The following is a 22,575-nucleotide window of genomic DNA, read 5'->3' as shown; positions in this document are numbered from 1 at the left end:
AGATTCCCGGACATAACGGCTGGCACCGGCCGTGTGGAGAAGATTGAGCATGGCTGTGACCACGGCACCGGGGAAAACATTCACCACCCGGCGCAAGTTTTCTACTGTCATAACCATAGCCGCTTACCGCTACACCTTATACAGACGCGTCGCCCAGTACCAATACAAGAAATAACGGTTTTTTTTGGCGGATATGTCCCTGCCGTCGGCGCGAGGATGGCCGCTGGTCCACAAGCCTGATAAAATCGCGCGCCTTCGCAGACCGGCAATGGCTGGGCTCCCGGAATAATTCGTACAACGGTTATTCAATGGCCCCGGCGATCGGTCGTTACCCAGAAATCCCCCCTTTAAAGGCCTGGATCATGAGCAAGCAACCCTCCCTGAGCTACAAGGACGCCGGTGTAGACATCGACGCCGGTGAAGCATTGGTCGAACGCATCAAGAGCGTCGCCAAGCGCACCGCGCGCCCGGAAGTCATGGGCGGCCTGGGCGGTTTCGGCGCCCTCTGCGAGATCCCGGCCGGCTACAAGCAACCGGTCCTGGTCTCGGGTACCGACGGCGTCGGCACCAAGTTGCGCCTGGCCTTGAACCTGAACAAGCACGACAGCATCGGCATCGACCTGGTGGCCATGTGTGTGAATGACCTGGTGGTCTGCGGCGCCGAACCACTGTTCTTCCTCGACTACTACGCCACCGGCAAACTCAACGTCGACACCGCCGCCCAGGTCGTGACCGGCATCGGCGCCGGCTGTGAATTGTCCGGCTGCTCCCTGGTCGGCGGCGAAACCGCTGAAATGCCAGGCATGTACGAAGGCGAAGACTACGACCTGGCCGGTTTCTGCGTCGGCGTCGTGGAAAAGGCCGAGATCATCGACGGCTCGAAAGTCGCCGCCGGCGACGCCCTGCTCGCCCTGCCATCTTCCGGCCCGCACTCCAACGGCTACTCGCTGATCCGCAAGATCATCGAAGTCTCGGGCGCCGATATCGAGAACACCCAGCTCGACGGCCAGCCACTCGCCGACCTGCTGATGGCCCCGACCCGCATCTACGTCAAGCCCCTGCTCAAGCTGATCAAGGACACCGGCGCCGTCAAGGCCATGGCCCACATCACTGGCGGCGGTCTGCTGGACAACATCCCGCGCGTGCTGCCAAAAGGCGCCCAGGCCGTGGTCGACGTGGCGAGCTGGACCCGCCCGGCGGTGTTCGACTGGCTGCAGGAAAAAGGCAACGTCGATGAAACCGAAATGCACCGCGTGCTGAACTGCGGCGTGGGCATGGTCATCTGCGTGGCCCAGGAGCACGTCGAAACCGCGCTGAACGTCCTGCGCGACGCGGGCGAGCAGCCTTGGGTCATCGGCCAGATCGCCACCGCGGCCGAAGGCGCCGCACAGGTCGAGCTGAAAAACCTCAAGGCACACTGATGTCCGCAACCTGTGACGTCGTGGTGCTGTTGTCCGGCACCGGCAGTAACCTGCAGGCCCTGATCGACAGTACACGGACCGGCGACAGCCCGGTCCGGATCCGCGCGGTGATTTCCAACCGCGCCGATGCCTACGGCCTGCAACGTGCCAAGGAGGCGGGTATCGATACCCGCGTCCTCGATCACCAGGCGTTCGACGGTCGCGAGGCCTTCGATGCCGCGCTGATCGAACAGATCGACGCCTTCAATCCGCAACTGGTGGTCCTGGCCGGTTTCATGCGCATCCTCAGCGCCGGTTTTGTGCGTCACTACCAGGGCCGCCTGTTCAATATCCATCCGTCGCTGTTGCCCAAATATAAAGGGTTACACACTCACCAGCGTGCGCTGGAGGCCGGTGACACGGAGCATGGCTGCTCGGTTCACTTTGTCACCGAGGAACTCGATGGCGGACCACTGGTCGTACAGGCAGTAATACCGGTAGAGTTGCACGACACGCCGCAAAGCCTGGCGCAACGGGTCCACGCCCGCGAACACCAGATCTACCCGATGGCCGTGCGTTGGTTTGCCGAAGGCCGGCTGACACTCGACGATCGCGGAGCCTCACTGGACGGCCAGTTGCTCGCCGCCAGCGGCCATTTGATTCGATACTAGGAGATTTTATGCGTCGCGCCCTGCTCTTCGCTTGCGCTCTGCTTGCCCTGCCCCTGGCACAGGCTGCAGACCTTCAACCGTTCTCCGCCAGCTATACCGCCGACTGGAAACAGCTGCCCATGAGCGGCACCGCCGAGCGCAGCCTGACCAAGGAGGCCAACGGCACCTGGAAGCTGAGCTTCAAGGCATCGATGATGATCGCCAGCCTGACCGAAGAAAGCACCCTGACCCTGGACAAGGACACCCTGCTGCCGCAGTCCTATCACTTCGAGCGCGGCGGCCTGGGTAAAGCCAAGAAAGCAGACCTGGATTTCGACTGGAATGCCAAGATGGTCACCGGCACCGATCGCGGTGACGCGGTCAAGCTGCCATTGAACCGCGGCATGGTCGACAAATCCACGTACCAACTGGCCCTGCAGCACGACGTGGCGGCCGGCAAGAAAAGCATGAGTTATCAGGTCGTCGATGACGGTGAAATCGATACCTATGACTTCCGCGTGCTTGGTTCGGAAAAAGTCGACACCAAGGCCGGCCAGATCGACGCCATCAAGGTCGAGCGCGTGCGCGACCCGACACAAAGCAAGCGCATCACCGTGCTCTGGTTCGCCAAGGACTGGGATTACCTGCTGGTACGCCTGCAGCAAGTCGAGACCGACGGCAAGGAGTACAACATCATGCTCCAGGACGGTACGGTCAACGGCAAGGCTGTGAAAGGCAGCTGATCCATACCGACACCAAAAAGCCTCGCACATGCGGGGCTTTTTGTTGCCCGAGTTTCAAGCCCACCACTTATACCTGTGGGAGCGAGCTTGCTCGCGATAGCGGTGGGTCAGCTTGCATCGATATTGAATGTGCGACCGCTATCGCGAGCAAGCTCGCTTGTATGTTTAGACTTGAAGGGGTGGGCGGGACTAAAAGCTCGATTCCGACTCTAGCCAGTACGGACCGTGGGAGACTTCTCGTCCCGCCTTTTCTCCCACAGGGGTTTTGCTTTCACTCAAGGCTTGCCGCTACAACATGAAATTTTCTTCATGAACCCCACCTGCGACCAAACGCCGCGCCCTGCCTGGCCTGCACGAGGGCCGTGCGCTTCATGAAAACTTCTTAATCGCCCAGGCCATTTACTTAGCTCGCTATCCAAATCTATAACAAAACCCTGCACACGCCTTGCTGCAGATAACAGAGATTGGAGCTTGCAAGATGACTGTGAAAGTAACTGAACGCGACGACGCCCACATGTCCCACGAAGGTATTGCCGCCGGTATCCGGATCTGGGATGTGCATCAACAGGATCTGCTGGTGGGCATGTTCCATTCCGAGACGGACGCTCATAACTACAAGGCCGAGCTGGAGCGTGAGGAGCGGCAGCGTTTGCGTGAGACCGCTGAATCCTGAACCACACAAAACACCTGTGGGAGCGAGCTTGCTCGCGATAGCGGGGCATCAGCCAACATCTCTGTCACTGATAGGCCGCTATCGCGAGCAAGCTCGCTCCCACAGGGTTTGTGTTCAACTCAATAGCATTTTCCCGCTTACCACATCAAATCATCAGGAATCTGATACGCCGCGTACGGATCATCGGCATCCACTTCTTCGGTCTGGGTGTTGAGCTGGACGATGCGCTTGGGGTCGCGTTCCTGGATCTTCAGCGCCGCTTCGCGCGGGATCACTTCATAGCTCCCGGCATGATGGACGATCGCCAGGGAACCGCTGCTCAGCTTGTTACGCATCAGCGCATTGACCGAGATGCGCTTGACCTTTTTGTCGTCGACGAAGTTGTAGTAGTCGTCGGTGGTCAGCTTCGGCAGGCGCGACACCTCGATCAATTGCTTGATCTGCGCGGCACGGGCCTTCTGCTCGGCCTTTTCCTGCTGCTGGCGGTTCAGTTCCTGGTCGCGCTTGACCTTCTCGGCCATGGCTTCCTGGGCCGCACGCTGCTGGGAGTCGTCCAGTTCGACCTGGCCTTTGTGGGCCAGGCGTTGCTGCTTCTGTTTCTCTTTGCCGACCTGCTTGGCCTGCTTTTGGTTGACCAGCCCTGCTTTGAGCAACTGGTCGCGAAGGGAAAGGCTCATGGTGCTTACTCACTTAGGCAACGGCCTCAGCCACAGCTGGGCAAATTCTTTTCCTGACGTTTGGCTTCGCCCCACAAGGCGTCCAACTCTTCGAGGGTGCAATCTTCCATGGGACGGTGGGTCTCGCGCAATGCCTGTTCGATAAATCGGAAACGTCTTTCAAACTTTGCATTGGCGCCACGCAGGGCCGTTTCGGGGTCGACTTTCAAGTGTCGAGCCAGGTTCACCACGCTGAACAGCAGGTCACCCACTTCGTCGCTGATGGCCGCGGTGTCATTGTCCGCCATGGCTTCGAGCACTTCGTCGAGCTCTTCACGGACCTTATCGAGCACCGGCAGCGGTCCCGGCCAGTCGAAACCGACCTGACCGGCGCGCTTCTGCAACTTCGCCGACCGCGACAAGGCCGGCAATGCCGCCGGTACATCATCCAGCAGTGACAACTGCTTGGGCACCGAGGCCTTCTCGGCGCGCTCCTCTGCCTTGATTTCCTCCCAGCGCTGCTTTACCTGCTCTTCGCTCAGGCGCGGGGCATCCACGGCTGCGTAAAGGTCACCGGTAGGAAACACATGGGGATGGCGGCGAATCAGCTTGCGGGTGATGCTATCGACCACGCCGGCGAATTCGAAACGGTTTTCTTCCCGGGCCAGCTGGCTGTAATACACCACCTGGAACAGCAAATCGCCCAATTCACCTTGAAGGTGATCGAAGTCGCCGCGCTCGATGGCGTCGGCCACTTCGTAGGCTTCCTCCAGGGTGTGAGGGACGATGGTTGCGTAGGTTTGCCTGATGTCCCACGGGCAGCCGTATTGCGGGTCGCGCAAGCGGTTCATCAGGTGGAGCAGGTCTTCGAGGCTGTACATCAATCATCCCACCACAAAAAATCCCTGTGGGAGCGAGCCTGCTCGCGGAAGCGGTACATCAGTCAAAACATACCAGCTGACACACCGCCTTCGCGAGCAGGCTCGCTCCCACACTTTTGGACTGTGCCTGACCTTTAGCCCGGTGTCCGATTACGCCGGGTCTCGATGATGTTCGGCAACTGGGAAATCCGCCCCAGCAACCGCCCCAGTGCATCCAGCCCCGGAATCTCGATGGTCAGGGACATCAGCGCGGTGTTGTCCTCCTTGTTCGAGCGGGTGTTGACCGCCAGCACGTTGATCCGCTCGTTGAGCAGCACCTGGGACACGTCACGCAGCAGGCCGGAACGGTCGTAGGCGCGGATGATGATGTCCACCGGGTAGGTGAGCACCGGCACCGGGCCCCAACTGACCTGGATGATCCGCTCCGGTTCGCGACCGGCCAGTTGCAGCACCGAGGCGCAATCCTGGCGGTGAATGCTCACGCCACGGCCCTGGGTGATGTAGCCGACGATCGCATCCCCCGGCAGCGGCTGGCAGCAGCCCGCCATCTGGGTCATCAGGTTGCCCACGCCCTGGATCTGGATGTCGCCGCGCTTGCCGGGCTTGTAGCCGGTGGCCTTGCGCGGGATCAGTTCCAGTTGCTCGTTGCCGCGTTCCGGCTCAACCAGTTGCTGGGCGAGGTTGACCAGTTGCGCCAGGCGCAGGTCGCCGGCGCCAAGGGCGGCGAACATGTCCTCGGCGGTCTTCATATTGGCTTTTTCAGCCAGCTTGTCGAAATCCACCTGCGGCAGGCCCAGGCGACTCAGCTCGCGCTCGAGCAGGGTCTTGCCGGCGGCGACGTTCTGGTCACGGGCCTGCAACTTGAACCAATGGACGATTTTCGCCCGCGCGCGCGAAGTGGTGATGTAGCCCAGGTTCGGGTTCAGCCAGTCGCGGCTCGGCGTGCCGTGCTTGCTAGTGATGATCTCCACCTGCTCGCCGGTCTGCAGGCTGTAGTTGAGCGGCACGATCCGCCCGTTGATCTTGGCGCCACGGCAGTTGTGACCGATCTCGGTGTGCACCCGGTAGGCGAAGTCCAGCGGCGTCGAGCCCTTGGGCAAGTCGATGGCGTGGCCGTCGGGAGTGAAGATGTAGACCCGGTCCGGCTCGATGTCGACCCGCAGCTGTTCCGCCAGGCCGCCGATGTCACCCAGTTCCTCGTGCCATTCCAGCACCTGGCGCAGCCAGGAGATTTTCTCTTCGTAATGGTTGGACCCGGACTTGACGTCGGTGCCCTTGTATTTCCAGTGGGCACAAACCCCCAGCTCGGCTTCTTCGTGCATGGCATGGGTGCGGATCTGCACCTCCAGCACCTTGCCTTCCGGGCCGATGACCGCGGTGTGCAGCGAGCGGTAGCCGTTTTCCTTCGGGTTGGCGATGTAGTCGTCGAATTCCTTGGGAATGTGCCGCCACAAGGTATGGACGATCCCCAGCGCGGTGTAGCAATCGCGCATTTCCGGAACCAGCACGCGCACGGCGCGAACGTCGTAGATCTGGCTGAATTCGAGGCCTTTGCGCTGCATTTTGCGCCAGATCGAATAGATGTGCTTGGCCCGGCCACTGATATCGGCTTCCACGCCGGTGGCCTGCAATTCCTCACGCAACTGAGTCATGACATCGGTGATGAAGCGCTCGCGATCCAGCCGTCGTTCATGCAACAGCTTGGCGATCTGCTTGTATTGGTCAGGCTCCAGGTAGCGGAAGGACAAGTCCTCCAGCTCCCACTTGATGTGACCGATACCGAGACGGTGGGCCAGCGGCGCGTAGATGTCGAACACCTCACGGGCGACACGGTTGCGTTTTTCATCGTCGGCGGATTTCACGGCGCGGATCGCGCAGGTGCGCTCGGCCAGCTTGATCAGCGCGACACGCACGTCGTCGACCATGGCCACAAGCATCTTGCGCAGGTTTTCCACCTGGCCCTGGGTGCCCAGAACCATGGACTGGCGCGGGCTGAGGCTGGCGCTGATGGCCGCCATGCGCAACACGCCGTCGATCAGCTTGGCGACCACGGTGCCGAAACGCTGGTTGACCATCGGCAGCTGGATCTGCCCTTCACGCACGCCGCGGTACAGCACCGCGGCGACCAGCGAGTCCTGGTCGAGCTTGAGGTCGGCGAGGATTTCGGCGATCTCAAGGCCCGTCTGGAAACTCGAGGTGCCTTCGGACCACAGGTTCTTCGCCGCGTTGTGTTGCTGTTCTGCCTCGCGAGCGAACTCGCAGGCTTGCTTCAAGGCTTCGCGATCCAGTGCCGGATCGATACTGACCGCGTGATCGAGCCAAGCCTCGAGATTGATACTGCCGTCGGTGTTGATCGGCTGGTGTGCTCTCACCTGTACCATCTTTACTTACCTTCCCTATGACGCAGATTCAATGCGTCCACATCGCTGACCTTCGTTGCCCGTGTTTCCGCCCAGGGCTGTGGCGGGTCGGCACGAACGGGTCAGTCGGACAAGCCATCCTGGCTCGCTTCAAATAACGCCATGGCCTCGACATGCGCCGTCTGAGGAAACATATCGAGAATCCCGGCACGTTTTAACCGGTAGCCCTGCTTGATCAATTCGACCGTGTCCCGGGCCAAAGTTGCCGGGTTGCACGACACATAAACCAGCCGCCTGGCACCCAGCGAGGCCAGCTTGCGCACCACCTCGAAAGCACCATCACGGGGTGGGTCCAAGAGTACCGCAGAAAAGCCTTCGCCGATCCACTCGGCACCCGCCAAAGGCTGGGATAAATCGGCCTGAAAAAAGGCAGTGTTATGCAAATTGTTGCTGAGGGCGTTCGCCGCCGCGCGCTCGACCATGGTCTGCACGCCTTCCACCGCCACGACCTCGCGCACCTGCCTGGCCAGCGGCAAGGCGAAGTTGCCCAGGCCACAGAACAGGTCCAACACGCGCTCATCGGGTCGAGGCGCCAGCCATTGCAGCGCCTGGGCGACCATCGCCTCGTTGACGGCGGCGTTCACCTGAATGAAATCCCCCGGCCGGTAAGCCAGTTCCAGGTCCCAGCTTTCCAGGCGATAACCCAGGGCCTGGCCCGGATCGACCGGTTGCGGCTCGCCTTCGCCATGCAGCCACAACTGGGCTTCATGGAACGCGCAGAAATCCTTGAGGATCGTCAGGTCGGCTTCCGACAACGGCGCCATATGCCGCAGCAATAACGCCAGGGACGAGCCGGCGAACAACTCGACATGGCCGAGCGCCTGGGGTTTGCCCAAGCGACGGAGCATTTCCGGCAGGCGACTCATGATCGGCTGCAAGGGCTGTACCAGCACCGGACATGCGTCGATGGCTACGATGTCCTGGCTGCCGACGGCACGGAAACCCACTTCAAGATATTTTGCTTTCTGATCCCAACGCACCGCCACCCGAGCGCGACGTCGGTAGCCGAACTCCGGTCCGCTCAACGGCGCGGCCCACTCATCCGGCTCGACACCGGCCACCCGCGACAGTTGCTCGGCGAGCATGCGCTGTTTCAGGGCAAGCTGTTCGCCATGGGGCAAATGCTGGACGCTGCAACCGCCGCAGCGACCGGCATGCACGCAGGGCGCTGCACGACGCAGTTCGCTGGAGGAAAACACCCGTTCGGTGCGGGCCTCGACCACTTTGCCGTGGGTACCGAGCACCCGCGCCTCGACCTCTTCACCAGCCAGGGCGCCGATGACAAACCAGGTCCGCCCGTCGACAAACGCAATGCCCCGGCCATCGTTGGCCAGGCGTTCAATGGTCAGGCGCTGCTTCTTGCCGGTGGGCACTTGCGGGGCCCGGCTTCCGCCGCTGGGCTGGAAGCGCAAGCCTCTTTCTTGTTTGGCCATCAGTTGGGCGCGTCGAAGATGCCGGTCGACAGGTAACGGTCGCCACGGTCGCAGATGATCGCGACGATCACTGCATTTTCCACTTCCTTCGACAAACGCAGCATGCCCGCCACGGCACCGCCCGACGACACGCCGCAGAAAATACCTTCTTCACGGGCCAGGCGACGGGTCACGTCTTCGGCTTCGCTCTGGGCCATGTCGATGATGCGATCCACGCGATCGGCCTGGTAGATCTTCGGCAGATATTCCTCGGGCCAGCGGCGAATGCCGGGGATGGCCGAGCCTTCCATCGGTTGCAGGCCGATGATCTGCACGTTCGGGTTCTGTTCTTTCAGGTAGCGAGAAGTACCCATGATGGTGCCGGTGGTGCCCATCGAGCTGACGAAATGGCTGATCGTGCCATCGGTCTGGCGCCAGATCTCCGGGCCGGTGGTGGTGTAGTGGGCTTCTGGATTGTCGCCGTTGGCGAACTGATCGAGCACCTTGCCCCGGCCTTCGGCCTGCATGCGCTCGGCCAGGTCACGGGCGCCTTCCATGCCCTCTTCCTGGGTCACCAGGATCAGCTCGGCGCCATAGGCCGTCATCGCCGCCTTGCGCTCGGCGCTGGAGTTGTCGGGCATGATCAGGATCATCTTGTAGCCCTTGATCGCCGCCGCCATCGCCAGGGCGATGCCGGTGTTCCCGGAGGTCGCCTCGATCAGCGTGTCGCCCGGGCGGATCTGCCCGCGCAATTCGCCACGGGTGATCATCGACAGCGCCGGCCGGTCCTTGACCGAACCCGCCGGGTTGTTGCCTTCGAGCTTGAGCAAAAGCGTATTGCTGGTCGCGCCAGGCAGGCGCTGCAAGCGAACCAGCGGGGTGTTGCCGACGCAATCGGCGATGGTTGGGTACTGCAAAGTCATGGCGTATTCGCAATCCGGGCTGCGGGGGCGCCTATCATACCGGCAAACCCGGCGAGGCCATATCACGCAAAGTGTGGTGGTTATGGCTTATGGGAATAAGCAGCTCCAGCCCAAACGTACTTACGTGGCGAGGGAGCTTGCTCCCGCTGGGTGACGAAGTCGCCCCAATTCGGGTTTGGTGGTGTCAGGCAGGTTGCAGGGGGCCGCTGCGCGCCCCAGCGGGAGCAAGCTCCCTCGCCACGGGGGCGGTGGCCGCTTGAGTGGCGACCAGACGCAGGTTCAACCGCAAGCCCTTCCTGCCGTTCTGCGCCCACAGTCGCCCACCCTGGCGCGCCAGCGCATTACGGGCGATGCTCAATCCCAAACCGAAACCGCCGTCTCCCGGGCGAGAGCCATCGAGACGGGTGAACGGGTCGAAGATACGCTCAAGATCCTGCTCGGCCACGCCACCGCCTTCGTCTTCAAGCCACAGCAGCCAGAAACCGCCCTCACGTCGACCGTCCAGCCGCACCACGCCGCCGGGCGGCGAGTGCCGGATGGCGTTGCGCAGGATGTTTTCCAAAGCCTGCGCCAAGGTATTGAGGTTGCCCTGGACCCAGCAATCGGCATCGACCGCGCATTGCAGTTGAGCGCTGGGCCAGCCGCTTTCGTAACAGGCATTTTCCGTGAGCATTTCCCACAAGGCCTGGACCTGGATCGCCTCGACCGCCAACGGCGCGCGTTCGGTGTCGAGCCAGGCCAGTTGCAGGGTGTCCTCGACCAGTCGCTGCATGCCCTCGACTTCCCGGGCGACGCGCTCGCGCAATTGGCCCAGGTCCTGCTCGCTGTCGCTGGCGACTTGCAGGCGACTCAGCGGCGTGCGCAGCTCATGGGACAGGTCGCGCAGCAGTTGCTGTTGCAGCGCGACGGTCGATTGCAACCGCTCGGACATGTGATCGAACGCGCGGCCCAGCTCGCCCAGTTCATCGGCACGCTCGGTGGTGCGGCTGGACAGGCGCACGCCCAACTGATCGGCCTGCCAGGCATTGGCCTGTTCGCGCAGTTGATTGAGCGGCACCACCAGCAGGCGATACAGCCCGACACAGAGCAACAGGGTGAACAGTCCGGGGATCACGCCGTTGGTCATCACGCGCCAGAACAACTGGTACTGCCCCGGCAGGAAACGCTCGGGCAGTTCGATCACCAGGCTGCCGACGGACGGGTCGCCGGGGAACGGCACCCGCAGCCACGGTCGGCCCTTCTTGTGGATCGGCCAATCCAGACCACGGAGGAAGGTCAGCCGCTCGACCTCTTTCTCGGTCAACGGCTGCCCGCTCAACGATTGCAGGTCGGGGCCGATCACCCCCACCCAGCTTGCCTCCCGCGGCTGCATGCCTTGCAACCAGCGGTCCACCCCCGCCTGTCGACCGGAACGCCAGGCGTGCTCGGCCTCGGCGGCGTAACGCGTGAGGGTGCCGCGGGCCTGGTCCGAGAGAAACTGGTTGCGCTCCTCCATATAACGGCCCCAGGACCAGCTCAGCCAGATCATCAGCAGACAGAACGCCACCAGCAGGCATGCCAGTTTCCAGAACAACGAGTGCCGCCCAGGCAGATCAGACCACTTCATCGACGGCACTCAACACGTAGCCCTTGCCCCACACCGTGCGCAGCTCCCGCACGGTGTAGCCGATAGACTTGAGCTTGCGGCGGATCTGGCTGACATGCATGTCCAGGCTGCGATCATGCGGTGCATAGCCGCGCTGCAACACATGCTGATAGAGGAAGGCTTTGCTCAGGACTTCACTGTCACTGCGGTGCAGGACGTCGAGCAAACGGTATTCGCTGCGCGTCAGCCCTGCCCATTGGCCCTGGACCTGTACATCACTGCGCTGCTCATCAAAGTCCAGGTCCTGCGCCTGGGGCAGCGTCGTCATTTGAGCCGGGCGCCGATCCAGCGCCACTCGGCGCAGGATGGCCTCGATGCGCACACGCAGCTCCGCCATGCTGAACGGTTTGGGCAGGTAATCGTCGGCGCCGAGGCGAAAGCCGCTGATGCGATCCGCTTCCGCGCCCAGGGCAGACATCAGCAACACCGGGGTCGAATGACTCAGGCGCAAACGGGTCAGCACTGCAAGGCCATCCAGCCCGGGCAGCAGGATGTCCATCAGCACCACGTCAAAAGCCTGCCGGCAGGCGATGTCCAGGCCATCCTGGCCGTTCTGGCACCAGGTCACTTCGAAGCCGTTGCGGGCCAGGTGCTCATGGACATAAGCACCCAGCACGGGGTCGTCTTCGATGGCAAGGATGCGCGGCGGTACAGCGGGGATGGGATTCATCAGTATCTGCAAACAATTCTCAGTTGAACGATTATTCAAGATCGGCTCCCGACAGGCAACCGCCGTGTATCGCCACGGCAGATGGCCGGTCGGTCGGGATGCGCGAGGACATGAATTTTACGAAGAAGGCTCGCCTGCAAATCGCTACACTGCGCAGATGTTGCGCGCCGGATGCGCGCAAAGCTCAATCGGACCGCTGGATGCAGGAGACAAGTGTGCTCAAGAAACTGGGAATCAAAGGCCGTGTGCTGTTGCTCACCCTGCTGCCGACCACCTTGATGGCGCTGGTCCTGGGCGGTTATTTCACCTGGATGCAGCAATCGGACCTGCACGCTCAGTTGCTGCAACGCGGTGAAATGATCGCCGAACAACTGGCCCCGCTGGTCGCTCCGGCCATGAGCCGCCAGGACATCGAGCTGCTGGAACGCGTCGCCACCCAGTCTCTCGAGCAAGCCGACGTTCGCGCGGTGACCTTCCTCGCCCCCGACCGCACACCGCTCGCCCATGCCGGCCCGACCATGCTCAACCGGGCGCCGGAGGGCAACAGCAGCCAACTGCTGCAACGCACCGGCAACGATGCCACACGCTACCTGCTGCCGGTGTTCGGCAAGCATCGCAACCTGGCTGGCGAACTGATTCCCGAAGAAGCCGATCGCCTGCTGGGCTGGGTCGAGCTGGAGCTGTCCCACAGCGGCATGTTGCTGCGCGGTTACCGCAGCCTGTTCGCCAGCCTGTTGCTGATCGCCGCCGGCCTGGGTTGCACCGCGCTGCTGGCCCTGCGCATGGGCCGCACCATCAATCGACCGCTGAGCCAGATCAAGCAGGCCGTGGCGCAGCTCAAGGACGGGCATCTGGAAACCCGCCTGCCACCGTTGGGCAGCCAGGAGCTGGATGAGCTGGCGTCGGGTATCAATCGCATGGCCGGCACCTTGCAGAATGCCCAGGAAGAATTGCAGCACAGCATCGACCAGGCCACCGAAGACGTGCGCCAGAACCTGGAAACCATCGAGATCCAGAACATCGAACTGGACCTGGCCCGCAAGGAAGCGCTCGAAGCAAGCCGGATCAAGTCCGAATTCCTCGCGAACATGAGCCATGAAATCCGCACGCCGCTCAACGGCATCCTCGGTTTCACCCATTTATTGCAGAAAAGCGAGCTGACCCCGCGCCAGCTCGACTACCTGGGCACCATTGAAAAATCCGCCGACAGCCTGCTCGGCATCATCAACGAGATTCTCGACTTCTCGAAGATCGAGGCCGGCAAGCTGGTGCTCGACAGCATCCCCTTCAACTTGCGGGACCTGCTGCAGGACACCCTGACCATCCTCGCCCCCGCCGCCCACGCCAAACAGCTGGAGCTGGTGAGCCTGGTCTACCGCGACACGCCGTTGTCGCTGGTGGGTGACCCGCTGCGGCTCAAGCAGATCCTCACCAACCTGGTGAGCAACGCCATCAAGTTCACCCGTGAAGGCACCATCGTCGCCCGCGCCATGCTCGAAGATGAGCACGAAGACAGCGTGCAGTTGCGCATCAGCATCCAGGACACCGGCATCGGCCTGTCCAGCCAGGACGTGCGGGCGCTGTTCCAGGCCTTCAGCCAGGCCGACAACTCCTTGTCCCGGCAGCCCGGCGGGACCGGTCTGGGCCTGGTGATTTCCAAGCGGCTGGTGGAACAGATGGGCGGTGAGATCGGCGTCGACAGCACGCCGGGCGAAGGCTCGGAGTTCTGGATCAGCCTGCGCCTGCCCAAGACCCGTGACGACGCCGAAGACCTGCCCGGTCCGCCGCTGCTGGGGCGCCGCGTGGCGGTTCTGGAAAATCACGAGCTGGCCCGCCAGGCCTTGCAGCACCAGTTGGAGGACTGCGGTTTGCAGGTGACGCCGTTCAATACCCTGGAAAACCTGACCAACGGCGTCACCGTCGCCCACCAGACGGATCAGGCGATTGACCTGGCCGTACTCGGCATCACCAGCAATGACATGCCGCCGGAGCGTCTCAACCAACACATCTGGGACCTCGAGCACTTGGGCTGCAAGGTGCTGGTGCTGTGCCCCACTACCGAACAGACGCTGTTCCATCTCTCGGTGCCCAACCCTCACAGTCAGTTGCAGGCCAAGCCGGCCTGCACCCGCAAGCTGCGCCGGTCGCTTTCCGACCTGGTCAACCCGCGCCCGACCCGCAACGAACCCAATGAACCGGTGGCCAGCCGCGCGCCAAAAGTGTTGTGCGTGGACGACAACCCGGCCAACCTGCTGCTGGTGCAGACCCTGCTCGAAGACATGGGCGCCCGGGTGCTGGCGGTGGAAAGTGGTTACGCGGCGGTCAAGGCCGTGCAGAAGGAAACCTTCGACCTGGTCCTGATGGACGTACAAATGCCCGGCATGGATGGCCGCCAGAGCACCGAAGCGATCCGCCAATGGGAAAGCGAGCGGCATTGCACGCCACTGCCGATCGTCGCCCTCACCGCCCACGCCATGGCCAACGAGAAGCGCGCCCTGTTGCAAAGCGGCATGGACGACTACCTGACCAAGCCTATCAGCGAGCGGCAATTGGCCCAGGTCGTACTCAAGTGGACCGGCCTGGCGCTGCGCAACCAGACCCCGGATCGGGGCGCTGATGCCCAAGGCAGCAGCGAGCTGCTGGTGCTCGACCACGAGGAAGGCCTGCGCCTGGCCGCCGGCAAGGCCGACCTGGCGGCGGACATGCTGGCGATGTTGCTCGCGTCCCTTGAAGCCGACCGCGAAGCGATCCGCCAGGCCAGCGAGGCCAACGACCACAACGCCCTGATCGAACGGGTCCACCGCCTGCACGGGGCCACGCGCTATTGCGGCGTACCGCAACTGCGCGCGGCCTGCCAGCGCAGCGAAACCTTGCTCAAGCAGCAAGACCCGCGGGCTGCCGCGGCTCTGGAAGACCTGGACCGTGCCATCCACAGGCTGGCCAGCGAGGCGCGCATCAGCGCCTGACCCAGCGCAATGGTCACCGGCACAATGGCTGTTAAGCTCGGTTCATCCCAGCGCCAGGAGGCCGCCATGCGTGCAATTCTATTCAGCAGCCAGACCTACGATCGTGACAGTTTCAGCAAGGCCGCCGTACCCGCCGGCCTTGAATTGCAATTCCAGCCGGCACGCCTGAGCCTCGACACCGTGGCCCTGGCCGAACGGTGCGAGGTGGTGTGCGCCTTCATCAACGACGACCTGAGCGCGCCGGTGCTGGAACGACTCGCGGCCGGCGGCACCCGGCTGATTGCCCTGCGCTCGGCCGGCTTCAACCATGTCGACCTGCCCGCCGCCAAGCGTCTGGGGCTGAGCATCGCCCGGGTGCCGGCCTACTCGCCCCATGCGGTGGCTGAACATGCGGTGGCATTGATCATGGCCTTGAACCGCTGCCTGCACCGCGCCTGCAACCGCACCCGGGACGGCAATTTCAGCCTGAATGGGTTGACTGGCTTCGACCTGGTGGGCAAGACCGTGGGCGTGGTCGGCACAGGACAGATCGGCGCGACCTTCGCCCGGATCATGGCCGGTTTCGGTTGCCAGTTGCTGGCCTACGACCCGTTCCCCAACCCTCAGGTCGAAGCCTTGGGGGCCCGCTACCTGCCTCTGGCCGATCTGCTGGCGCAGGCGCAGATCATCAGCCTGCACTGCCCGCTCAACGACCAGAGCCGACACCTGATCAATGCTCATTCCCTGGCAACCCTGCAACGCGGCGCCATGCTGATCAACACAGGACGCGGCGGCCTGGTGGATACGCCGGCACTGATCGAAGCGCTGAAAAGCGGCCAGCTGGGTTACCTGGGGCTGGATGTCTACGAGGAAGAGGCCGAATTGTTTTTCGAGGACCGCTCCGACCTGCCGTTGCAGGACGACGTGCTCGCGCGGCTGCTGACCTTCCCCAATGTCGTGGTGACTGCACACCAGGCGTTCCTGACTCGCGAAGCACTGGCCGCGATTGCCACCACCACCCTCGACAACATCGCCGCCTGGGCGGCTGGCGCTCCGCAGAACCTGGTGGATGGCTGACATATCCCCTGTGGGAGCGAGCCTGCTCGCGAAGACGGTGTGTCAGCCACACGTCGATCGACTGAGGCGCCGCTTTCGCGAGCAGGCTCGCTCCCACAGGGGGATTTCGTCGGCCCGCTCCGCTTGTAGGCGATGCCCAAGCCAGCCCCCGTGCTAGCATGTCGCGCCTATCTGGAGGACCCATGGCCGAACACGATTTTCGCTACACCCTGATGAACCCGCAGCACACCTTGACCGAGGTCCGCGCCCTGGCGCCGGGCCGTTACCAGGTCACCGGCAATGGCGGCTCGATCCAGGCCAACGATGTATTGCTGGTCACCCTCAAGGGCAGCAAGGATCTTTCCATGCGCCTGACCGTCGACACCGTTCGCCATCTGCTCAAGCCGATGGGCCAATGGACCGCCATGACCACCGGTCCGGTGTTCGGTGAACTGGCGATCCACACCTGGCAGGTCAAGTGCGACCAATGCGCCAAGGAACTGAGCTTCGAGTTCGCCGTCGATGCCAAGCTCGGCACCAAGGCCCAGAAACCGGCCGCCAGCGCACGCATTGCCGAGCTGGGCTGGACGACCGACGGGGAGAAACACCGCTGCCCGAAATGCCAGGAAGCCGCCTGATGAAACATCTGGTCCTGGCCACGCTGATGGGCGTCGGCCTGATGGGCTGCGCCGCCGATCCGGTGCAACTGCAACACAACCGCAGCTACATCCTCGAATGGATCGGCGAGCGGCCGTTGATGGATTACAGCCACCTGACCATCACCCTCGACGACGATGGCCGTGCCTACGGCAATGCCGGCTGCAACCACTGGTTTGCGCCCTACACCCTGGAAGGCGACCGCTTGAGTTTCGGCAGGATCGGCAGCACCCGCAAACTCTGCGCCCCGGCGTTGATGGAGCAAGAGACGCGTTTCTTGCAGGCGCTGGAGAAGGTCGAGCGCTGGGACGTATCGCCCACGGGCCAGACCCGTTTCTGGCCGGCCCAGGGCAAGCCGTTGCGGTGGTGGTTGGAAGAGGGTTGAGGCCCAGGTCAACCAGCTTCTGCCTGTGGCGAGGGGATTTATCCCCTCGCCACAAAGTGCCTATTCCCAATCAGGCTATTTTAGCGCTTGCAACGCCTCCAGCCTGGCCATTACCGCCGCCGCCGTCTGCTCTCCCAGCAGTTGCTCACGCACCTTGCCCTGGGTGTCGATGATGTACGTCACCGGTAGGCCTTCGCTGCGCGGGACATCAAAGAACTCGGCCGGATCCCGGGCCAGTACGGTGAAGCGGATGCCCAGCTTCTCGCTGGCACTCTTGAGTTCTTCGCCTTGCACCTGATCGAAGTTGACCCCGAAGACACCTACGTTGCGTCCCTTGAGCTGTTCGGCCAAGGCATTAAATTCGGGGATTTCAGTGCGACACGGCGCGCACCACTCGGCCCAGTAGTTGAGCACCAGCCATTGGTTGTCCAGCCGCTGCGCGGCAATCGGCTGACCGTTCTGGTCCACGCCGTAATCGTTGCCGCAGCCGCCGAGCAATAAAAAGCCGATGAATGTCAGTGCCGCCGCCAATCGCCTTGCCATGTGCCGATCCTTGTCTGAATGTGAACAGCTGCGCGACCCCATCAGGTGCTAGGGGCCTCGCAGCACAGTAGAATAGCCGCCACCTTACGCAAGATGCGACCCGCTCATGACTGATCTGACGCTTTATCACAACCCGCGCTGCTCGAAATCCCGCGGTGCGCTGGAACTGTTGCAAGCCCGTGGCCTGGCGCCAACCGTGGTCCGCTACCTCGAAACCCCGCTGGACGCTGCGCAGCTGGAGCGGCTGCTGGGCAAGCTCGGCATTGAGGCACGCCAGTTGTTGCGCACCGGCGAAGATGAATACAAGACCCTGGACCTGGCTGACGAAAGCCTGAGCCAGGCGCAGTTGATCGCCGCCATCGCCGCCCACCCGAAACTGATGGAACGGCCGATTCTCGAAGTCGGCGACAAAGCGGTGATCGGTCGCCCACCGGAGAAAATCCTGGAGATCCTGCCGTGAGCACGCCCTATATCCTGGTGCTGTATTACAGCCGCAGTGGCTCTACCAACGAAATGGCCCGCCAGATCGCCCGCGGCGTCGAGCAGGCCGGGCTGGAAGCCAGGTTGCGCACGGTGCCGGCGATCTCCACCGAGTGCGAGGCGGTGGCGCCGGAGATCCCCGAACAGGGCCCGCTCTACGCCAGCCTCGATGATCTGAAGAACTGCGCCGGCCTGGCCCTGGGCAGTCCGACCCGCTTCGGCAACATGGCCGCGCCGCTCAAATACTTCCTCGACGGCACCAGCAACCTGTGGCTGACCGGCGCCCTGGTGGGCAAGCCGGCCGGGGTGTTCACCTCCACCGCGAGCCTGCATGGCGGCCAGGAAACCACGCTGTTGTCGATGATGCTGCCACTGCTGCACCACGGCATGCTGATCACCGGCCTGCCCTACAGCGAGTCGGCCCTGATCGACACCCAGGGCGGCGGCACACCCTACGGCCCGAGCCACCACGCCGGCGCCGACGGTAAAAGCGGCTTGAATGAACACGAAGTCGCCCTGTGCCGCGCCTTGGGCCTGCGCCTGGCAAAAACCGCTTTGTTGCTGGAGAACCGCCGTGGCTAAGAAGCCGAAGATCCTGCCGCCGGTCGAGTGGCTGGAGCCGCGTGTGCACATCGCTCGTAACCTCAGCCTGCTGTGCTTTTTCGGCCTGGTGGGGCTGCTCAGTGGGTATTACCTGCTGATCGCCGATCTGCACGGCGCGCGCCCCTGGGTGATTCTGCTGATCGAACTGGTGCCACTGCTGCTACTCGCGCCGGGCATGCTCAGCGGCAGCGCGCGCGGGCATTCGTGGATGTGCTTCGTGGTGAATCTGTATTTCATCAAGGGCGCGCTGGCGGCCTACGATCCGAACCGGCAATGGTTCGGCGTGCTGGAGATGGCGGCGAGCGTGGCGCTGTTCTGCTCGGCATTGCTATATGTGCGCTGGCGTTTCCAGTTGAACCGGCGGTTGGCTGGCGAGGGCGATATCTCCGTCGCCTGATAGACCGCCATCGCGAGCAAGCTCGCTCCCACACTGGATCTGCGGCGTTCAGAAATCCCCTGTGGGAGCGAGCTTGCTCGCGATGGCCGCAACTCGGTTTCAATGATTCACGGTATAAGCCAGCATCATCGAGATCTGGCTCAGCGGCCGCCCGCCACTCTCTTCATGCCACTGGTTGAACGCATTCTGCACGGTAGCCAGGTCCCGCAGGCTGGTCGGGACTTTATTGATGAGGTCCTGGGCATTGAGCGCCGCCACGACGTCATAGCTGGGCACGAACGTATCCTTGCCCATCATCCGCAGGAAACGCGGCGCCGACAGGCCGCCCAACTGATGGCCGTGTTTTTTCAGGTAGGTCCACAAGCCGACGATATCGGTCACCGGCCAATCGGCGATCATCGCACCGAAGCTGCCCTTTTCATGGGCCACATCCAGCACCAGCTGCGCGTTGCGCGGCACGCTCTTGAGCTTGCCGAGGTGGCGGATGATCCGTGCATCCTGCATCAGCCGCTCCAGGTGCTCGGCACTCATCAGCACGACCTTTTCCGGGTCGAACCTGAAAAACACCTCTTCGAACGCCGGCCATTTCGCGTCGACCAGGCTGTGCTTGAGCCCGGCGCGAAACACCCGCAGCGCCATGGTCGAGAGGTAGCGATCATCGCTGATCTTGCGCAGTTGCGCCGGGGTCTTGGGTACAGGCAGGTGGGCTTCCAATTCAGCCGCCGAACCGAAGCGGTTCAGACAATACTCGTGCAGCCACTTGTAATCGCGCATGCCCTCTCCTGAGGTCGGAAATAAAAAACGGCGCTCGCAAGCGCCGTGAATAGCTATCGCTGGGACCGTCAGAGATTCACCACATTGACGAACCGCGGCGTGGCGCTTTCGTCGATGCGCAGGCTGGCGAAATCGAACAGGTTGCGGTCCGCCAGTTGCGACGGAATGACGTTTTGCAGGCCCCGGAAAATGCTCTCGGTACGGCCCGGGGTCTTGCGCTCCCATTCCTGGAGCATCTCCTTGACCACCTGGCGTTGCAGGTTTTCCTGGGAGCCGCACAGGTTGCAGGGAATGATCGGGAACTGCTTGAAATCCGAATAGGCCTGGATGTCCTTCTCGCTGCAATAGGCCAGCGGACGGATCACCACGTTGCGCCCGTCGTCGGCGCGCAGCTTGGGCGGCATGGCCTTGAGCGAGCCGTTGTAGAACATGTTGAGGAAGAAGGTCTCGACGATATCGTCGCGGTGGTGACCCAGGGCCATCTTGGTCGCGCCGATCTGGTCAGCGAAGGTATAGAGCGTTCCACGGCGCAGGCGCGAGCACAGCGAACAGGTGGTCTTGCCTTCGGGGATCAGTTCCTTGACCACCGAATAGGTGTCTTTCTCGACGATGTGATATTCAACGCCCAACGATTCGAGGTAGGCCGGCAGCACGTGCTCGGGAAAGCCCGGCTGCTTCTGGTCCATGTTCACGGCAACGATGTCGAACTTGATCGGCGCAACTTTCTGCAGATGCATCAGCACGTCGAGCAAGGTGTAGCTGTCCTTGCCGCCGGACAGGCAGACCATGACCTTGTCGCCATCCTCGATCATGTTGAAATCGGCGACGGCCTCACCGGCCAGGCGGCGCAGGCGCTTTTGCAGTTTGTTCTGGTTGACCGTGAGAGTGCCCATGACGCGAAATCCGTGAGGTGTGACGAAAGGCCGGCATTTTACGCAAAAAATCCCTCCCGTGGCACCGCCCTTCGTGGCGAGGGAGCTTGCTCCCGCTGGGTTGCGAAGCGACCCTCTGGGACTGCCCTGTTGGCGTCTGCTTCGCAGCCGAGCGGGAGCAAGCTCCCTCGCCACGGGGCGGATTTGCCTGGCATAGCGTACAGCGCACAGATCAGGTCGCGATTAAGCCGCTTCGTTACAGCGCGATTTGCTCTAAGCCGCCCATCCCCTTGGCGGTCACTCCTTTCTATACTGCGGCATAAGGTCGCACACACTTACAGACCTTTACTTACCCGGCCCTTTGGCCCGTAGGCGCTCCGTTGGGGGGCGATGGCAATAACAAAGGAGTGACTGACTATGATCCATCATGTCGTGGGGCTCTTTACCCACCCTGATCAAGAATGGAAGGAAATCCGTGGCGATCAGGAGGAAAGCATCAGCCACATGTACCTCACCCACACGCTGATCCTCGCGGCTATCCCGGCGGTGTCGGCGTTCATCGGCACCACGCAGGTGGGATGGGTCATCGGCAATCGCCCACCGGTCATGCTCACCCTGGAAAGCGCGCTGTGGATGACCATCATGTCGTACCTCGCGATGTTGGGCGGCGTGGCGGTGATGGGCGCGTTCATCCACTGGATGGCTCGCACCTATGACGCCAACCCGAGCCTGGCCCGTTGTGTCGCGTTCGCTACCTACACCGCGACGCCGTTGTTCATTGGCGGGCTGGCAGCGCTCTACCCGCACATGTGGCTGGGGATGATCGTCGGCACCGCGGCGATCTGCTACACGGTCTACCTGCTGTACGTGGGTTTGCCGACGTTCATGAACATCCCGCAGGACGAAGGCTTCCTGTTTTCCAGCTCGGTGCTGGCCGTCGGCCTGGTCGTGCTGGTCGCCATCATGGCGTTCACGGTCATTGTCTGGGGATTGGGCGTGGGTCCGGTCTATACCAACTGAAGGCTTGCACACGCCCTCCGGGAAAAAAGACGATCTGCCAACACAGGCCGCCGCAAGGCGGCCTTCCTGTGCCTGGGGCCGGCGAAACGACCGCTGGGCAGCTGGGCGATTCGCAACGGCCAGCGCTTGCGGCATACTCGGCTTTCTGGAGACCCGTAAAGCATGCTCGAGCAACTCAATACCCGCGTCGAAGAGTGTTACCAACAAGCCGAATCCTTTTTCAAACGTCCTTTCAAACGCCCGGTGGTCAGCCTCAAGTTGCGCGGCCAGAAGGCCGGTGTCGCGCACCTTCATGAAAACCTGCTGCGTTTCAATCCCCAGCTGTACCGGGAAAACGCCGACGACTTCCTCAAGCAGACCGTTGCCCACGAAGTCGCGCACCTGATCGCCCATCAGTTGTTTGGCGACCGCATCCAGGCCCATGGCGAGGAATGGCAACTGATCATGCGCGGGGTCTACGAACTGCCGCCCAACCGTTGCCACACCTACGAGATAAAACGCCGCACCGCCACCCGCTACATCTACAAGTGCCCGTGCGACGGCAGCGACTTCCCCTTTACCGCACAGCGCCACAGCCTGGTCCGCCAGGGGCGGCGGTACTTGTGCCGAAGTTGTCGCAGTACGTTGGTGTTCAGCGGGGAGACGCGGGTCGAGTAGCTGGTTTTTGTAGTGTCTGGGTTGGCCCCTTCGCGAGCAGGCTCGCTCCCACACAGGGTCTGCGGCGTTCACAATCCCTGTGGGAGCGAGCCTGCTCGCGAAAGGGCCCGAGA

Annotated in this window: 23 protein-coding genes; 13 read left to right on the top strand and 10 right to left on the bottom strand. The window is 62.6% G+C overall.

Translation table 11 applies throughout. The annotated features are described in order from the left end of the window. Positions 1–362: 362 nt before the first annotated feature. The 4 genes from purM to J3P84_RS07500 all read left to right on the top strand — a co-directional run bounded on the left by purM (position 363) and on the right by J3P84_RS07500 (position 3,466). Complete coding sequence (gene purM, locus J3P84_RS07515) at positions 363–1,421, top strand: phosphoribosylformylglycinamidine cyclo-ligase (RefSeq protein ID WP_434572426.1); 1,059 nt, start codon at positions 363–365, stop codon at positions 1,419–1,421. After that, positions 1,421–2,071: a phosphoribosylglycinamide formyltransferase gene (gene purN, locus J3P84_RS07510; RefSeq protein WP_434629055.1), complete on the top strand. Its 651-nt coding sequence runs from the start codon at positions 1,421–1,423 to the stop codon at positions 2,069–2,071. Before purM ends, purN begins: the two co-directional genes overlap by 1 nt. A gap of 8 nt (positions 2,072–2,079) precedes the next feature. Further along, on the top strand, positions 2,080–2,793 hold the full coding sequence (locus J3P84_RS07505; protein ID WP_305499421.1) for a DUF3108 domain-containing protein: 714 nt from the start codon (positions 2,080–2,082) through the stop codon (positions 2,791–2,793). A 478-nt stretch (positions 2,794–3,271) separates the two neighbouring features. Beyond that, positions 3,272–3,466, top strand: a complete 195-nt coding sequence (locus J3P84_RS07500) for a hypothetical protein (protein WP_434629053.1) — start codon at positions 3,272–3,274, stop codon at positions 3,464–3,466. 137 nt (positions 3,467–3,603) lie between these two features. On the opposite strand, the gene J3P84_RS07495 is transcribed toward J3P84_RS07500, so the two are convergent. From J3P84_RS07495 to J3P84_RS07465, 7 genes are all read right to left on the bottom strand, one after another. Further along, the gene (locus tag J3P84_RS07495; protein ID WP_305499418.1) at positions 3,604–4,143 is read right to left on the bottom strand and encodes a DUF2058 domain-containing protein; all 540 of its coding nucleotides are present in this window, start codon (positions 4,141–4,143) and stop codon (positions 3,604–3,606) included. A 26-nt stretch (positions 4,144–4,169) separates the two neighbouring features. Next, positions 4,170–5,003, bottom strand: coding sequence for a nucleoside triphosphate pyrophosphohydrolase (mazG, locus tag J3P84_RS07490; RefSeq protein WP_434629051.1), 834 nt, complete (start codon positions 5,001–5,003; stop codon positions 4,170–4,172). Positions 5,004–5,137: 134 nt separating this feature from the next. After that, entirely contained in the window at positions 5,138–7,384 is a 2,247-nt protein-coding gene (relA, locus tag J3P84_RS07485) for a GTP diphosphokinase (protein ID WP_434601575.1), read from the bottom strand. A 101-nt stretch (positions 7,385–7,485) separates the two neighbouring features. Further along, the gene (gene rlmD / locus J3P84_RS07480; protein WP_434629049.1) at positions 7,486–8,856 is read right to left on the bottom strand and encodes a 23S rRNA (uracil(1939)-C(5))-methyltransferase RlmD; all 1,371 of its coding nucleotides are present in this window, start codon (positions 8,854–8,856) and stop codon (positions 7,486–7,488) included. Beyond that, positions 8,856–9,758, bottom strand: a complete 903-nt coding sequence (gene cysM / locus J3P84_RS07475) for a cysteine synthase CysM (protein WP_305499413.1) — start codon at positions 9,756–9,758, stop codon at positions 8,856–8,858. The genes rlmD and cysM overlap by 1 nt, the downstream gene beginning before the upstream one ends. 184 nt (positions 9,759–9,942) lie before the next feature. After that, on the bottom strand, positions 9,943–11,364 hold the full coding sequence (locus tag J3P84_RS07470) for a histidine kinase sensor domain-containing protein (protein WP_434629047.1): 1,422 nt from the start codon (positions 11,362–11,364) through the stop codon (positions 9,943–9,945). Beyond that, positions 11,351–12,073 carry a response regulator transcription factor gene (locus J3P84_RS07465; RefSeq protein ID WP_434629045.1) on the bottom strand — a complete coding sequence of 241 codons (723 nt, stop codon included), beginning with the start codon at positions 12,071–12,073 and terminating at the stop codon, positions 11,351–11,353. The genes J3P84_RS07470 and J3P84_RS07465 overlap by 14 nt, the downstream gene beginning before the upstream one ends. 215 nt (positions 12,074–12,288) lie before the next feature. On the opposite strand from J3P84_RS07465, the gene J3P84_RS07460 reads away from it, so the two are divergent. The 4 genes from J3P84_RS07460 to J3P84_RS07445 all read left to right on the top strand — a co-directional run bounded on the left by J3P84_RS07460 (position 12,289) and on the right by J3P84_RS07445 (position 17,116). Beyond that, on the top strand, positions 12,289–15,039 hold the full coding sequence (locus J3P84_RS07460; RefSeq protein WP_434629043.1) for a response regulator: 2,751 nt from the start codon (positions 12,289–12,291) through the stop codon (positions 15,037–15,039). Between the two features lie 66 nt (positions 15,040–15,105). Then, entirely contained in the window at positions 15,106–16,095 is a 990-nt protein-coding gene (locus J3P84_RS07455; RefSeq protein ID WP_434629041.1) for a 2-hydroxyacid dehydrogenase, read from the top strand. Positions 16,096–16,277: 182 nt separating this feature from the next. Then, the gene (locus J3P84_RS07450; protein ID WP_434629039.1) at positions 16,278–16,712 is read left to right on the top strand and encodes a hypothetical protein; all 435 of its coding nucleotides are present in this window, start codon (positions 16,278–16,280) and stop codon (positions 16,710–16,712) included. After that, a complete protein-coding gene (locus J3P84_RS07445) occupies positions 16,712–17,116 on the top strand; it encodes an META domain-containing protein (RefSeq protein ID WP_434629037.1) in 405 nt (134 codons plus the stop codon). The genes J3P84_RS07450 and J3P84_RS07445 overlap by 1 nt, the downstream gene beginning before the upstream one ends. 75 nt (positions 17,117–17,191) lie before the next feature. On the opposite strand, the gene J3P84_RS07440 is transcribed toward J3P84_RS07445, so the two are convergent. After that, positions 17,192–17,659 carry a TlpA family protein disulfide reductase gene (locus J3P84_RS07440; RefSeq protein WP_434629035.1) on the bottom strand — a complete coding sequence of 156 codons (468 nt, stop codon included), beginning with the start codon at positions 17,657–17,659 and terminating at the stop codon, positions 17,192–17,194. A 106-nt stretch (positions 17,660–17,765) separates the two neighbouring features. Here J3P84_RS07440 and arsC point away from each other — a divergent pair, with 106 nt between their 5' ends. From arsC to J3P84_RS07425, 3 genes are read left to right on the top strand one after another with little or no spacing between them, the layout of a single operon-like run. Then, positions 17,766–18,119: an arsenate reductase (glutaredoxin) gene (gene arsC / locus J3P84_RS07435; protein ID WP_434629033.1), complete on the top strand. Its 354-nt coding sequence runs from the start codon at positions 17,766–17,768 to the stop codon at positions 18,117–18,119. Beyond that, entirely contained in the window at positions 18,116–18,721 is a 606-nt protein-coding gene (gene wrbA / locus J3P84_RS07430; RefSeq protein WP_434629031.1) for an NAD(P)H:quinone oxidoreductase, read from the top strand. The genes arsC and wrbA overlap by 4 nt, the downstream gene beginning before the upstream one ends. Beyond that, complete coding sequence (locus J3P84_RS07425; RefSeq protein ID WP_434629029.1) at positions 18,714–19,139, top strand: DUF2069 domain-containing protein; 426 nt, start codon at positions 18,714–18,716, stop codon at positions 19,137–19,139. Before wrbA ends, J3P84_RS07425 begins: the two co-directional genes overlap by 8 nt. Before the next feature lie 99 nt (positions 19,140–19,238). On the opposite strand, the gene J3P84_RS07420 is transcribed toward J3P84_RS07425, so the two are convergent. Continuing rightward, a complete protein-coding gene (locus tag J3P84_RS07420; RefSeq protein ID WP_434629027.1) occupies positions 19,239–19,913 on the bottom strand; it encodes a DNA-3-methyladenine glycosylase I in 675 nt (224 codons plus the stop codon). A 68-nt stretch (positions 19,914–19,981) separates the two neighbouring features. Continuing rightward, positions 19,982–20,806, bottom strand: a complete 825-nt coding sequence (ttcA, locus tag J3P84_RS07415) for a tRNA 2-thiocytidine(32) synthetase TtcA (protein ID WP_434572407.1) — start codon at positions 20,804–20,806, stop codon at positions 19,982–19,984. 396 nt (positions 20,807–21,202) lie between these two features. On the opposite strand from ttcA, the gene J3P84_RS07410 reads away from it, so the two are divergent. Both J3P84_RS07410 and J3P84_RS07405 read left to right on the top strand, forming a co-directional pair. Continuing rightward, the gene (locus J3P84_RS07410) at positions 21,203–21,805 is read left to right on the top strand and encodes a Yip1 family protein (protein WP_305499396.1); all 603 of its coding nucleotides are present in this window, start codon (positions 21,203–21,205) and stop codon (positions 21,803–21,805) included. 162 nt (positions 21,806–21,967) lie between these two features. Then, entirely contained in the window at positions 21,968–22,462 is a 495-nt protein-coding gene (locus J3P84_RS07405) for a SprT family zinc-dependent metalloprotease (RefSeq protein ID WP_434629024.1), read from the top strand. Positions 22,463–22,575: the final 113 nt, after the last annotated feature.

It is taken from the genome of Pseudomonas sp. Z1-29 (genome assembly GCF_051131995.1).
GTDB lineage: Bacteria > Pseudomonadota > Gammaproteobacteria > Pseudomonadales > Pseudomonadaceae > Aquipseudomonas.
Note: the sequence above shows the minus strand (reverse complement) of the source record. Positions and strands in the feature narration are given on the sequence as shown.